The 13904-nt window shown below is 72.1% G+C and carries 9 protein-coding genes; all 9 read right to left on the reverse strand.

The genetic code is table 11. The features are described 5' to 3' along the window. Positions 1-42: 42 nt before the first annotated feature. The 9 genes from FYW95_RS11585 to FYW95_RS11625 all read right to left on the reverse strand — a co-directional run bounded on the left by FYW95_RS11585 (position 43) and on the right by FYW95_RS11625 (position 13902). The gene (locus tag FYW95_RS11585) at positions 43-477 is read right to left on the reverse strand and encodes a YciI family protein (protein WP_159945529.1); all 435 of its coding nucleotides are present in this window, start codon (positions 475-477) and stop codon (positions 43-45) included. Positions 478-623: 146 nt separating this feature from the next. Next, a complete protein-coding gene (locus FYW95_RS11590; RefSeq protein ID WP_236568125.1) occupies positions 624-1907 on the reverse strand; it encodes an MFS transporter in 1284 nt (427 codons plus the stop codon). Beyond that, a complete protein-coding gene (rraA, locus tag FYW95_RS11595; protein WP_159945528.1) occupies positions 1904-2437 on the reverse strand; it encodes a ribonuclease E activity regulator RraA in 534 nt (177 codons plus the stop codon). The genes FYW95_RS11590 and rraA overlap by 4 nt, the downstream gene beginning before the upstream one ends. A 38-nt stretch (positions 2438-2475) precedes the next feature. Then, the gene (locus FYW95_RS11600) at positions 2476-3510 is read right to left on the reverse strand and encodes a PLP-dependent cysteine synthase family protein (protein WP_159945527.1); all 1035 of its coding nucleotides are present in this window, start codon (positions 3508-3510) and stop codon (positions 2476-2478) included. Continuing rightward, positions 3507-4490, reverse strand: coding sequence for a GHMP family kinase ATP-binding protein (locus tag FYW95_RS11605; RefSeq protein WP_201294819.1), 984 nt, complete (start codon positions 4488-4490; stop codon positions 3507-3509). Before FYW95_RS11605 ends, FYW95_RS11600 begins: the two co-directional genes overlap by 4 nt. A 362-nt stretch (positions 4491-4852) precedes the next feature. Beyond that, complete coding sequence (locus FYW95_RS11610) at positions 4853-5050, reverse strand: MbtH family protein (RefSeq protein WP_159945526.1); 198 nt, start codon at positions 5048-5050, stop codon at positions 4853-4855. Next, positions 5047-12204 carry an amino acid adenylation domain-containing protein gene (locus FYW95_RS11615; protein ID WP_160050337.1) on the reverse strand — a complete coding sequence of 2386 codons (7158 nt, stop codon included), beginning with the start codon at positions 12202-12204 and terminating at the stop codon, positions 5047-5049. The genes FYW95_RS11610 and FYW95_RS11615 overlap by 4 nt, the downstream gene beginning before the upstream one ends. Before the next feature lie 144 nt (positions 12205-12348). Beyond that, positions 12349-12792, reverse strand: a complete 444-nt coding sequence (locus FYW95_RS11620) for a nuclear transport factor 2 family protein (protein ID WP_159944704.1) — start codon at positions 12790-12792, stop codon at positions 12349-12351. A 69-nt stretch (positions 12793-12861) separates the two neighbouring features. Beyond that, a complete protein-coding gene (locus FYW95_RS11625; RefSeq protein ID WP_159944705.1) occupies positions 12862-13902 on the reverse strand; it encodes a branched-chain amino acid aminotransferase in 1041 nt (346 codons plus the stop codon). Between the last annotated feature and the right edge of the window lie 2 nt (positions 13903-13904).

The raw sequence follows: 13904 nt of genomic DNA on the forward strand, positions 1-13904 counted from the left end.
CTGGGGCGTGGCGGCCCGCCTGGGGCGGGCCGCCCGCCGCGATCAGCCGTTGCCGATCCCCTCGGCGCGCCACCGGGCCTCCTGCTCCCGGACGTGCTCGGGCACCGCGTCGCCGAACTCCTCGGTCTCGGCGATCCGCCGCAGCTGGAGGTTGAGCACGGCGCCGCTGCCCTCCGGCGGGTGCGGGCAGCGCCGGGCCCACTCCAGGGCCTCCTCCCGCGAGGAGACCTGGATCACCCAGTACCCGGCGATGACCTCCTTGGCCTCGGCGAAGGGGCCGTCGGTGACGGTGACCCTGCCGTCGCTGAAGGTGACCCGGGCCCCCTCCGAGCCGGGTGCCAGACCCTCCCCGGCCAGCAGCACCCCGGCCTTCACCATCGCCTCGTTGTACCTGTTCATGGCCTCGAAGACCTCCGGCCCGGGCAACTGCCCGGCCTCGGTCTGCTCGTCGGACATGATCATCATCAGGTAGCGCATGGCGTCCGCCCTCCGTGTGGCGCGGGGTCCCTTCCCCCGCTCTCGCCCACACGACGAACGGGCCGGGCCCGGATCGACACACGGGTGGGAACGCCTTCGCCTTTTCTTCCGCCCGGCCCCGGGACCGGGCCTCCGGTCCAGCCCCGTCAGGCGGCCGCGGCGGCCTCCGCCTCGTCGGCGCGAGCGGTCAGCCCGCGCAGTCCACGAAGCGCCAGGGCCAGGGCGAGGAGCACCGCGGCGCCCGCCGCGACCGGCACGTAGGACAGCTCCACCCGGCCCAGGAGACCGCCGAGGAGGGCGCCCACCGGAGCGAGGCCGAAACCGAGCACCTGGATCACCGACATCACCCGGCCCAGGTGGGTTCCGGGGACGATCAGCTGGGCCGAGCCGAGCATCACGACGTTGGAGACCGTCATGGCGGCGCCCAGCAGCATCCAGGCCAGGGCCGCCAGGTAGGCGTTGGGCACCAGTCCGAAGGCCACGCAGCACAGGCCCATGAGGCCGAAGGAGACCACCTCGGTGCGGAACCTCCCCAGCCTCACCGTGACCGCGCCGACCACGGCTGAGCCGAGGAGGGCGCCAGCGGCCGAGGAGGCGAGGAACACGCCGTAGAGCGCCTCGGGCACGGAGAAGTGCTCTTGGACCAGGAGGACCAGGACTCCGGCCTGGGCCATGAACGCCATGTTGACGACGACGCCGAACAGGACGGTCGGGCGCAGGGCACGGTCGGCGAGGACGAAGGCCAGTCCGGCGCGCATCTCCGCCAGGACAGCGCGCACCGCGCCGCGGGGGGCGCCCTCCGGAGCCGCCGCCGTCCGCTCTTCCGCGCCCGCGGGGCGGCGCACCGCCAGCGGGAGGCCGAGCAGCACCAGCGCGCCCAGGACGTAGGCGCCCGCGTTCACCGCCAGGGGCAGGGCGGCGGCCACCACGAACAGGAAGCCCGCCAGGGGCGCTCCGCCGAAGTCCTCGGTGACGGTCTTGCCGCCCACCAGGCGCCCGTTGGCCCGCTCCAGGCCTCCGGCCGGGACCAGGTCGGGCAGCATGGCCCGCCCCGACAGGTCGTAGAACACCTCGCACAGCATCACGACGAACATCACCGCGTACAGCGCCCAGACCGTCGCGTACCCGGCGGCCACCAGGACCGCCAGGACCGCGATAGCACCGCCCCGTACGGCGTTGGCCGCGACCATGAGCCTGACCCGGTCCAGGCGGTCCACGACGACCCCGGCGAACAGGCCGAAGAGCAGCCAGGGCAGGAAGCGGGCCACCATCAGCCCCGACACCAGGACCGGATCGTTGGTCAGCATCGCCGCCGCCATCGGCAGCGCCGTCAGCATGATCCCGTCGGCGAGGTTGCTCAGGAGGCTGCCGGCCCAGAACCTGCGGAAGTCACGGTTCAGGGCGGGCGGCGCCTCGTTGGAAGTGGTCACGACTGCTCCTTGGGGGGGTCGGAGGGGAGGAGGGGGAGTGTGTCCGGGGGGCCCGTCACGACGCCGTCCCCGTCGGCGAACAGCGGGTTCCCGGGAAGGAACACGACTCCTCCGCACGCGACGGGGACGCCGGCGCTGCCGGCGCCCGTGCGGGAGGGCCTGCGCGGGTTGGTGCCCAACGCGCACACGCCGATGTCGACGCGGGCCAGTCCGAGGACGTCGCGGACGGCGCCGTTGACCACGATCCCGGCCCACCCGTTGTCGGCCGCGAGGCGGGCGACGTTGTCCCCCACGAGCGCCGTACGCAGGGATCCGCCTCCGTCCACGACCAGGACACGGCCCCGGCCGGGTTCGGCGACCGCGGCCCTGACCAGCCCGTTGTCCTCGTGGCAGCGGACGGTGGCGACGGCCCCGTGGAAGGACACCCGTCCGCCGTAGTGCCGGAACTGGGCCTGGCAGCTCGCCAGCGCTCCGTACTCGTCCATGAGGTCCGCCGTGGCGAACGGGGGGAGGACGGTCGTGCTCCTCATGATCGTGTCTCCGTTGTCTCTGGGATCGGCCGGGCGGATCAGGGCGTCAGTGCGCGCTCGGGGGCGGGGCGCCGGTTCCACTCCATCCGCGTCCAGTGCGGGTGCAGGTTCCGGGGCTCGTGCACGAGGAGGGGCTCACGCGGCAGGTCGGGCGCCCAGTGGCCCCGCTCCCGCAGCCACCGCTCGCAGTAGACGGTGTCCTGGTACCGGTAGCCGTCGTCGGGGAAGACGGCCACGGTGGTCTCCTCCGGGTTCCGCCGGGCGTACCAGTCGGCGGCCAGGTAGGCGGCGCCGCTGGTGGGACCGACGAACATGCCGAGGTCCGAGAAGAGGCGGCGGGTGGTGCCGAAGGCGGCGGCGGCGCTCACCCAGTGGACCTCATCGTAGGACTCGTGGACGACGTTGCCGGGGTGGATGCTGCTACCGAGTCCCCGCAGCGGTCGGGGACCGTTGTCCAGCCCGAAGATGACACTGCCAGGAGTGTCCACCCCGACCAGGTCCGTGTCCATCCCGAACAGCCGCAGGGCACTGGAGAGGCCGCCGCTGGAGCCCCCCGAGCCGACCGGTCCGACCAGGCGGTCCACACGGCCCACGGCGCCGGCGACGAGTTCGGCCACCGGGAGGTAGGACCCGGGGTTGCCGGGGTTGTCGTACTGTCCGGGCACGAACACGCCCGGCTGCTCGCGGCGCAGCTCCTCCAGCCGGGCGAGCCGGGCGCCCTGGATGCCGCCGGGGGCGTCGAAGTCGTCGACGATCTCGACCCGGGTGCCCAACAGTTCGAGCCGTGTGCGCAGCGCGGGGTCGATCGCGGGGTCGCCGACGATGGTGAGGGGGTGGCCCCACCGGCGGCAGACCATGGCCAGGCCGAGGGCGAAGGTTCCGGAGGAGGTCTCCAGGACCGGGGTGCCGGGTCCCAGGAGGCCGTTGGACCGCGCCTGCTCGATGATGTGCTTGGCCGGCAGGATCTTCATCAGGCTGAACACGACCGCGTAGAGGTTGGGGCGCAGACGTACCACGCGGGGCATCGCCATCGCCTCGACCATCGAGTCGAAGGCGGTGGTCGGCTGGTTCATGGGGAGTCCTTCTTCCGTCCGTCGGCGGAGAACCGCCAGGTGTCCTTGACGCCGAGGTCGCGGAGTCCGCGCTCCGCCCGGCCCCGGGCCCTGTCGACGTCGGGGTCGCGGCCGTCGAAGAGCAGGCCCGCGATGTCCCCGCTGTGCGCCACCTGGAGTCCGAGCGCACCGCACCGCGCGGCCAGGGCCTCCAGGTCCGCGAAGCCGGGCACCGGCAGGTGGCGCTGGTTGATCCTTCCGCTGGCCGAGGCGACCTCCGCGATCCCGGCCGGATCGCCCGCGGCCACGGCCTCGCGCAGGCGCGCCCGCAGGTCGGCGAACTCGGCGACCTCGGCCCTGTCGTAGACGGCGGGCCGCATGTCCAGGGTCGAGACCCCCGCGCCGTCGCGGCTGGTCCCGAAGCCGAGCGCCGCCAGGGGCGGCAGCGGGGCGGCGAACTCCTCGATGAGGACACCGTCGCGCTGCGCGAACAGGACCGACCGCTCACCGAACATCAACGAGTCCGACGCCTGTTCGGCCCGGACCGCCAGCCTGGCCGTCACGGCGCTGTCCGGGCTCTGCCCGCAGGCGTCCTGGACGGCCAGGATGGTCGCGATGACGTCGGTGGTGGAGGATCCGAAGCCCCGGGAGAGGGGGACGTCGGACTCCAGGTAGAGGTTTCCGCCGGTGTGGGACCTGCCCAGCGCGGACAGGGTCTCGGCGGCCGCCCGGAAGGCCTTGGCCCGGTCGGGAGGGGTCACCGTGAGCACGGGCGTCCGGGAGGGTTCGAAGACCACGTAGGAGCGGTAGAGGTCGCAGGGCATCGTCACCAGGCCGCGGAGGAGCCTGCCCTGGTGCTCGAACACCCCCTGGAGGATCTCGCCGTGGTGGGCCCGGGACGAACCGAAGCCCATACCGGCCGTACGCGACGCCGACCGCAAGGCCCGGAACGCCTTGGGGGAGGCGGTGCCGCTGGTTGTCTCGTCTTCCGATATCCGCATTCCACTACCCATTTCGTGGCGCACTCACCGACGCTCGGTCACGCTCGGTTCCCGTCGTCCGGGGGAGGCCGCGCCGAAGGCGTCACCGGCTCCGGACGGCTCGCCCGGCTCCGGACGGGAAGAAGACTACGAAGGGTTCCGGCCCGCCCCAGGCAGGGCGCCGCGGCAGCCGACCGGCAGTATCGCCGGGCACACGGGAGCCCCGGACGCGGAGGTTCCTCTCCGTGTCCGGGGCTCCGGGGCGTGCTCCTCGGGCGGCTCGTGTCCGCGCCGTCTCCGTTCACCGGCCCCGCTCGTGTCGGGGCCGGGTCGCCGTCAGCGGGTGCGCTCGTGGCGGACCCGCTCGCCGTCGTCCGGACCGGTCAGCCGACCGGGCTCAGGGGACGGATGTCGGTCCAGTTCTCCTCGATGTAGGACAGGCAGGCCTGGCGGGTGTCCTCCTCCTTGGCCACGGTCCAGCCCGCCGGGGCGTCCGCGAAGGACGGCCACAGCGAGTGCTGGCCCTCGGTGTTGACCAGGACGCGGAAACGGCCCTCGTTGTCCTCGAAGGGGTTGGTCATGTCAGCATCTCCTTCACCGCACCGCGTTCGGCGGTGCTCCTGGCGGCGTTCATCCGCGCGGTCAGAACGCCGCCGACCTGTTCGATCGGCGCCGGTTCGGCCATCTGCGCGTGTGTGGCCCCGACACGGTGTACATCGATGTCACCTCCCACGTACTCCCTCCAGGCACCGGTGTCGGGTGCTCCGTCGATCCGTCCCAGCTCCGCACGGAAGAAGACGACGTCTCCTTCGAAGACACGCGGGACGAAGTTCTGTGCGATCTCCATGTGGTTGACCGCCGCGGTGGCCAGGGCGGTCACCTCGGCCTCCTCGAAACCGGCCATGACCGGATCCCGGCGGCGCAGTTCGCGCACGGCGCGGTCGAGGTCGAGGGGCTCCTCCCGCCGCGGGCCGGATCCGGGGTCCTCCGGGGGCCGACCCAGCAGCATGCCCAGGAACTGCTCGTGGCCGGGCGCCGGAGCGCCCTTGGTCCCGTGCGCGGGGTAGGAGTCCATCAGGGCGAGCAGCTCCACCTCCTCGCCCTCCCCCTGGAGGCTGGTGGCCATGGCGTGGGCGACCAGCCCCCCGAAGGAGTAGCCCAGGAGCCGGTAGGGCCCCGCGGGCTGTACCTCCCTGATGAGGCGGAGGTAGTCCTCGGCGACCTCCTCCACGCTCGCGGGCAGGGTGTCCGGCTCGGTCAGCACCCGGCTCTGCAACCCGTAGACGGGCTGCCGTCCGCCGAGCCAGCGGGTCAGGCCGGCGAAGCACCAGCTCATCCCCGCGGCGGGGTGGACGCAGAAGAGCGGGCGCTCGTCGCCCTCCCGTTGGAGGGGCAGCAGGACGTCCAGGGCGCCGGTGCGGTCCTCGCCGCCCAGGAGTCCGGCGACCGTGGGGGTCTGGAACAGGTCCCGCACCCCCAGGTCGAGTCCGGTGGCCTCGTTGATCCTGGTGACCAGGCGCGTGGCCAGCAGCGAGTGCCCGCCCAGGTCGAAGAAGGAGTCGTCGACACCGACCCGCTCCAGCCCCAGGACCTCGGCGAAGATCCGGCACGCGACCTCCTCTCGGGGAGTGCGGGGGCCGCGCCCCCGGGCGAACGCCCCGTAGTCGGGGACGGGCAGGGCGCGGCGGTCCAGCTTTCCGTTACCGGTGAGCGGCAGTCGGTCCAGCGTGACGAACAGCGAGGGGACCATGTAGTCCGGCAGGTCCTCGCCCATGCTCTGGCGCAGCGCCTCGCGGTCCAGGTCACGGCCCGCTTCGAGGACCACGTAGGCGACGAGCCGCTTGTCGCCCGGGCGGTCCTCCCGGACCACGACCGCGCACTGGGACACCCCCGGCCAGGCGCCGAGGGCGGCCTCGACCTCGGCGGGTTCGATACGGAACCCCCGGATCTTGATCTGGCCGTCGACGCGGCCGATGAAGCGGATCCGCCCCTGGCGCGTCCAGCGCACCAGGTCGCCGGTGCGGTACATGCGCCGCCCCGGCCCGCCCAGCGGATCGGCGACGAAGCGCTCGGCGGTCAGGTCCGGCCGACCCACGTACCCCCGGGCCACGTGGTCGCCTCCCACGTACAGCTCGCCGGTGGCCCCGGGCGGCACGGGACGCAGCCGATCGTCCAGGACGTACATGGTGGTGTTGTCCATGGGCGTCCCCAGGGTGAGCTCACCGAGGGTGCGCCGGGAGGTGTCGAAGGTCTGGTAACTGGACCAGACGGTGGTCTCGGTGGGCCCGTAGCCGTGCACCACCACGGTGTCGGGGCAGTGGTCCAGGACCCGTTGGACCGCGGCGGGGGAGGCCACGTCCCCGCTGGTCCACACCTCGCGCAGCAGGGACAGGCTCTCCACGCACTCGTCGGCCATGACGTTGAACAGGCCGGTCGTGAAGTAGGCCGCCGTCACACCGTGGTCGCGGATGGTGTCGGCCAGGACCCGCGCGTCCCCGTCCGTGCGCGGTGCCAGCACCAGGGTCGATCCGCGCAGGAGCGGCACCCACATCTCGTAGGTGGAGGCGTCGAACCCGTAGGCGGAGTGCACCATGACGCGCCGGTGGTTCTCACCGTCCCAGCAGTGGTCGAGGACCAGTTCGACGACGTTGTGGTGGCTGACCGCCACCCCCTTCGGGCGGCCGGTGGAACCCGACGTGAACATGACGTACAGGAGGGCCTGGCCGTCGACGCGCACCCCTGGGGCGTGTACGGGCCCGTCCTCGGCGAGGTCATCGGCCACGGTGACCGACGTGCCCAGTTCCGCCTCCGCCGTGACGACCGCGTGGTCCCGCCCCGCACTGTCGGTGACCAGGACCCGCGCCCCGGTCTCGGACATGATGGTCCTGACCCGGGAGGGCGGGAAGGAGGCCGCCAGGGGCACGTAGGCGGCCCCGCACTTGACGATCGCCAGGGTGGCGACCATCTGCTGGACGGAGCGGTCCATGAGCACCGCCACCGCGGACTCGGGTTCCGCCCCCAGGGCGGCCAGGCGGTGGGCGAGCCGGTTGGCCCGCGCGTCCAGCTCGGCGTAGGTGAGGCTCTCGTCCCCGCTGACCAGCGCGACGGCGTCGGGAGTCTCAGCGGCCCTGTCCTCGAACAACTCGTGGACCAGTGCGCGGGGACGTCCGGGGACGGCGGTACCGTTGTACTCCTCCACCGCGTGCCGGTACTCGTCGGGGGTCAGCAGCGGCAGGTCGCGCACACCGCGCCGGGGGTCGGCGGAGGCGGTGTCGAGCAGACGGCACAGCCGGGCGGCCAGCAGTTCGGCGCTCTCGGGGTCGAACAGGTCGGTGGCGTACTCCAGTCCTCCCTGGATTCCGGCCGGGGCGCCGTCCGGTCCGCGGCGCTCCCGCAGGACGAAGGTGAGGTCGAACTTGGCCATGCCGGTCCGGAAGGGCTCCTCGGCCACGCACAGCCCGGGCAGCTCCAGGGAGACCTCGGCGTTGTTCTGGAGAACCAGCATCACCTGGAAGAGGGGGTGGTGGGCGGTGGAACGGGCGGGGTTGACCGCCTCGACCAGGCGGTCGAAGGGCAGGTCCTGGTGGGCGAAGGCCGCCAGGTCGCTCTCCCTGACCCGGGACAGGAGCTCACCGAAGCCCGGGTCGCCGGAGGTGTCGGTGCGCAGGACCAGCGTGTTGACGAAGAAACCGACCAGGTCCTCCAACCCCTCGTCGTCGCGCCCGGCCACCGGGGTACCGATCGGGACGTCCGACCCGGCACCCATCCGGTCCAACAGGACCGCCAGAGCGGCCTGGAGCACCATGAACAAGGTGACGTCGTGCTCCGCGGCGACCCGGACCAGGCGCTGGTGCACGTCAGCGGGGACCTCGAAGGACAGCACGTCTCCCGTGTAGGAGGCGACGGCGGGCCGCGAGCAGTCGGCGGGCAGGTCCAGCACCTCGGGCACCCCGCTCAGCGCGTCCCTCCAGAAGTCCGTCTGGACCTCCAGAGGGCTGTCGGTTCCCCCGGATCCGCTCAGCAGACCGTGCTGCCAGAGGGCGTAGTCGGCGTACTGGACCTCCAGCGGCTCCCAGTCCGGAGCCCTGCCGCCCACCCTGTCCCGGTAGGCCCGGCCCAGATCCCGCAGCAGCGGGGCCATCGACCAGCCGTCCCCCGCGATGTGGTGCACCACCAGCACCAACACATGCTCCTCGGGCCCCTCCCGCAACAGCCACGCCCGCACCGGCACCTCACGCTCCAGATCGAACGCGTACCGGACAGCGGTGTCGAACGCCTCGTCCCACGCGTCCGCCTCGGGGTTGAGCCTCGTCAGGGCGGGGCGGGCGTGCTCGGGGTCCAGGACGTGCTGGTACGGCTCGCCCTCGTGGGAGGGGAACACCGTGCGCAGCGCCTCGTGCCGCTCCACCACGTCCCCCAGCGCCGCCTCCAGCGCCGCAGCGTCCAACCCGCCCGACAGCCTCAGCACCACCGGGATGTTGTAGGTCGCACTCGGCCCCTCAAGACGGTCCAGGAACCACAGCCTGCGCTGAGCGAAGGACAACGGCACCCGCCCCGGACGCTCCATCCGCCGGGGCACCGGACGATCCGCGACAACGGTGACATCCGCGGACTCGGACAGGAACGCGGCGAGCGCGGCCACCGTGGAGTGGGAGAAGACCTCCCGTAGGGTCACCTCCGTACCGAACACCGCCCGGATCCGGCTGATCAAACGCGCCGCGAGCAGGGAGTGGCCGCCCAGGTCGAAGAAGGAGTCGTCGATCGTCACCGACCCCAGCCCCAGGAGTTCGGCGAACAATCCGCAGAGCGCATCCTCGCGGGCGTCGCGCGGCGCCCGGCCCGACGACAGCTCACCGAAGTCCGGCTCGGGCAGCGCACGCCGGTCCACCTTGCCGTTGGGCGTCAGCGGCAGCCGGTCCAGCACCACCACCGCCGACGGCACCATGTACTCGGGCAGGACCGCGGCCAGGGCGGAGCGCAGCTCCACGCCAGCGGTCTCACCGGTGTCCTCGGCGGCACCCGCTCTGGCGTCCTCGGTGAGCACGGCGTACCCCACCAGGCGCTTCTCGCCCGGCCGGTCCTCCCGCACCACCACAACACACTGGGAAACCCCCCGCTGAGCGGCCAGATGACTCTCCACCTCACCCGGCTCAACACGGAAACCCCGGATCTTGACCTGGGCATCAACCCGACCGACCACCACCAGCTCACCGCCACCGGTCCACCGGCCCAGATCACCCGTCCGGTACATCCGCCCACCCGACCCACCGAACGGATCAGGCAGGAACCGCTCAGCCGTCACCCCCGGCTGACCCAGATAACCCCCGGCCACACCAACCCCGGCCGCATACACCTCACCCACCACACCCACCGGCACCGGCCGCAACCGACCGTCCAACACATAGGTGCGCTTGTTCACCAGCGGCCCACCCACCGGAACCCGACCCTCAGGCACCTCACCAACCGTCACAGCGTTGGTGAAGATCACCGACTCCACCGGACCGTACCCGTGCACCAGACGAACGTGCGGGAAGGCCTCACGGAACCGGCGCAGATGCTCCACCGACGGCGCCTCACCACCCGTCATCACCTGCCGCACCCCGGCGAACGCCCCCGGATACTCGTCCACCATCAGGTTGAACAACCCCGCCGACAACCACAGCGTCGTCACACCGTGCTCACGGGCCAACGACTCGATCAGCTCAGGCTCCGGCCTCTGCCCCGGCTGGAGGACGCAGGAGGCACCGGACAGCAGAGCACCCCAGAACTCCAGCACGAACACGTCCCACGACAACAACGCGCACTGCAACCACACCTGGTCCGACCCGAAGTCCACGAAGTCCTGGCCCCAGAACGTGCCCACCACCGCACGATGCGACGTCAGCACACCCTTCGGACGCCCCGACGACCCCGACGTGAACATCACACACACCCCGTCATCGGGATCCGCTCCGACGTCGGGAGCCTGGTCGGGACACCCGGCGATCGCCCCGGAATCGGCGTCCACCAGAACGGCGGGGACCGCCGTTCCCATCCTTCCGGCGAGCCCGTCCCGACTGACCAGGTACCTCGCGTCCGCGTCCTCGACCAGGGTGCACAGCCGGTCGTCCGGGAAGTCCGGATCCAGCAGCAGGTAGGGGGTCCCGGCCTTGGCCGCGGCCAGCACCGCCACCGCCAACTCCACACCCCGCTCCAACAGCACACCCACCACGTCACCCCGACCGGCACCACGGGCCAGAAGGTGGTGCGCGAGCCGGTTCGCACGCGCGTCCAGCTCCCCGTAGGTGACACGCTCCCCCCCGAACACCACCGCCACCGCATCCGGCGCCCGGCGCACGTGCCCCTCGAACACCCCCGCCACCGTCAACTCAGGCAGCACCACACCCGTGTCGTTGAACTCCGTGATCTGGCGGGCGCGGTCAGCCGGGTCGTGGGCGTCCGCGGCGCCCACGGCCTGGTCGGGGTCCTCGCACAGCGCCGCGAGCAGGATCTCGAAACTCCGCCGGTGCCGTTCCAGCTCCTCCGCGGACAGGACCTCGGGGTTGGCGTCGAAGTCGATGTACAGGGCGCCCCCGCGGCTCCGCTGCAGAATGTCGATCCGCAGTTCCTCGATGGGCCCCTGGAAGACGTTGTGCGGCGTGGCGGGCACCCCGGCGAAGGCCAGGTCGTAGTCGAACGCCATGATGTTGACGAGGGGCCCGCACTCGTGCCGGGCGTCTGAGGTCTGGCCGAGGAGCCGCAGCGCGGAGGCCACGGGATAGCGCTGGTGCGGAAGGCAGGAGCGCAGCTCGTCCGCGACCGTCCGCGCGAGTTCGGCGAAGGGGGTGGCCGCCTCCGCGGGGCAGCGCAGCGCCACGACGTTGGACTGCATGGCGGGGACCCGCCTGCTCAGCGCGGTGGTCCGCGCAGCCACGGGGATGGCGAGCAGGACGTCCTCCTCGCCCGACCAGTGGCGCGTGTACACCGCGGCCACCGCCATCAGCACCTGCTTCCACCCGGTACCGATACGCTCGGCGGCCGCCTCGATCCGCGCGACCCCCTCCTCGTCGATGACGGCGGTCGAGCGCAGGTGGCGGTGCTGCGGGGGTGCCAGCCCGTCGGTGAGCGAGGTGTAGGAGGGGGCTCCCTCCAGGCGGCTCTCCCAGTAGCGGTGATCGGCCTCGCCCTCGGGGCCGTTCCCGTACTCCTCGTTCTCCTTCAGCAGCTCGCGGAGGGAGCCGAAGGGCTCGCCGGGGTCCGTACCCGCGGCCAGCGCGGTGTGGACGCGGGCGATCCTGCGGGCGAGCAGCATGAAGCTGTAGCCGTCGACGATGAGGTGGTGCGCCCTCTGGTACCAGAGGTAGTGCTCGTCCGCGATCCGGAACAGGGCGAAGGCGCACAGTTCGTCCGCGAGCGGGTCGAGCGCCCGGCCCACGTCCTCGCGCATCCACGCCAGGGCCTCGGCCCGGGGGGCGTTCCCGCCCCGCAGGTCGAACACGCGCAGCGGGCGCCGGGCACCTGGATCGGGGTACTGCCTGGGGCCGTCGTCCGTCTCGACGAAGCGCAGACGCAGCGTCTCCGCCTCGGCGACGACCGTGTCCACGGCCCGGCCCAGCACCTCCGCGTCGACCGGGCCGTTGATCTCGTAGTACTCGGCGTTGGTGAACATCGGCGTGGTCGGATCGGACTGCTGCGCGAACCAGATACCGCTCTGGGATTCGCTGAGCGACCAGAAATCGTCATTGGTGGGGGACATCGCACATTTCCTCGTCGTCCAGGTGATCAAAGGGATCCCTCGGTTACGGCACGAGGAAAAGCTAGTTCCGGGACAATTGTTTTCCCGGCATGCGGGCGGGGCAGCTCACCGGCAGTTGTCCGCCGCCCCGCCGCCGGCCGGGAATCACACCATGGGTGCGAAGAAATAGGTGTCGCGGCGCCGGAAGCGGCCGTCGGGGGCGGCGCGGAAGAAGTCCGCGTAGCGCAGGTCTACGGTCCTCCCGTCCTTGAGCACCCCCCTGAAGCTGCCCTGGACCGCGACCCCGCCGTCCCCGTCCGCCACGATGGCGTCGGGGGTGTGGACGCCCTCGCGGATCACCCGGATCCCGCGGTAGAAGCGCTCCAGGGCCGGGCTGCCGACGATGGGGGGATAGCCCGGGCGGTCGTAGACGACGTCCTCACTGAAGAGTTCGAGGAGGCCGGCGATGTCCCCGGAGTCCACCCGGGCGTACACCTGGCGGACCCGTTCGCGCAGGTCGGGAGCGGTCTCCCGGAGCTCGGGCCCCGCGTCCCGGTGCTCGGAGGAATCTGCGGTACGGGGGACGCTGAGGTCGTGGGCGACGGTCATGGGGGTTCTCCTTCGGGGATTCGGATCGTGTGCGCGGGTGGTGTCTGCGGACGCGGCTCGGGGGCCGGGTCAGCCGAGGGCGACCGGACGCATCCAGCCGCGGGTGTCGGGGGTTCGCCCCCGTTGAAGGTCCAGGAGTGCCGAGCGCAGGGCGCGCGTGACGGGGCCCGGAGCGCCGTCCCCGACCACCCAGTCGCCTCCCCGGTCGCGAACCCGGGCGATGGGGGTGACCACCGCGGCGGTGCCGCAGGAGAACGCCTCGGTCATCTCGCCCGACTCGCACTCCTTGCGCCACTGCTCCAGTGAGACCCGCTCCACCACCGGGGGGTGTCCGAGGTCGGCGGCGAGTTCGAGGAGGCTGGCCCGGGTGACGGAGGGCAGGACGGTCCCGGTGAGTTCGGGGGTGACCACCCGCGCGTCGCCGGGGCCGCCCCGGACGAAGAACAGGCTCATGGCGCCGGCCTCCTCCACCCAGCGGCGCTCCACCGAGTCGAGCCAGACCACCTGTTGGCAGCCGTGCTCCGCGGCCTGGTTCTGGGCGAGGTAGGTGGGGGCGTAGTTGCCCGCGCACTTGACGTCCCCGGTCCCTCCGGGCATGGCGCGGCTCTGGTCGTGGCAGACCCAGACCGAGATGGCGTCGGCGTCGCCGAAGAGGCCGCCGGTGACGAAGGCGATGAGCAGGAACGTGTACTCGCGGGCCGGGCGGAGCATGAGGTCGGGCTCGCTGGCGAACATGAGGGGACGCAGGTAGAGGCTGTGCGAGCCGTCGTCGCCGAGGACGTGGCCGTCCCGGGCCACGAGGTCGTCCACCGCCCTGAGGAAGAGCTCGTCGGGGAGTTCGGGCATCGCCAGGCGGCGGGCCGAGGCCCGGAAGCGGCGGGCGTTCTCCTCGGGCCGGAAGAGCGCGAGCGCGCCGTCCTCGCCGCGGAAGGCCTTGAGCCCCTCGAAGACGACCTGCCCGTAGTGCAGTCCCACCATGGCCGGGTGCATGGGGATCTCCCCCATCGGGGTCAGTCGCGGTTCGCCCCACCCGTCCTGCTCGGTCCACGTGGACAGGACCATGTGCGCGGTGAAGGCGTTTCCGTAGGCGGTGGTCGGCGTCGTGGTCATGG

The sequence above is a fragment of the Nocardiopsis sp. FR4 genome, from assembly GCF_009830945.1.
In the GTDB taxonomy this organism is placed as follows: Bacteria; Actinomycetota; Actinomycetes; order Streptosporangiales; family Streptosporangiaceae; genus Nocardiopsis.

Bases quoted from the DNA above. Each gene is read 5' to 3' on its own strand.
- FYW95_RS11620 (WP_159944704.1), bottom strand. From the start codon at position 12,792: ATGACCGTCGCCCACGACCTCAGCGTCCCCCGTACCGCAGATTCCTCC.
- FYW95_RS11615 (WP_160050337.1), bottom strand. From the start codon at position 12,204: ATGTCCCCCACCAATGACGATTTCTGGTCGCTCAGCGAATCCCAGAGC.
- rraA (WP_159945528.1), bottom strand. From the start codon at position 2,437: ATGAGGAGCACGACCGTCCTCCCCCCGTTCGCCACGGCGGACCTCATG.
- FYW95_RS11600 (WP_159945527.1), bottom strand. From the start codon at position 3,510: ATGAACCAGCCGACCACCGCCTTCGACTCGATGGTCGAGGCGATGGCG.
- FYW95_RS11605 (WP_201294819.1), bottom strand. From the start codon at position 4,490: ATGCGGATATCGGAAGACGAGACAACCAGCGGCACCGCCTCCCCCAAG.
- FYW95_RS11625 (WP_159944705.1), bottom strand. From the start codon at position 13,902: ATGACCACGACGCCGACCACCGCCTACGGAAACGCCTTCACCGCGCAC.
- FYW95_RS11585 (WP_159945529.1), bottom strand. From the start codon at position 477: ATGCGCTACCTGATGATGATCATGTCCGACGAGCAGACCGAGGCCGGG.
- FYW95_RS11610 (WP_159945526.1), bottom strand. From the start codon at position 5,050: ATGACCAACCCCTTCGAGGACAACGAGGGCCGTTTCCGCGTCCTGGTC.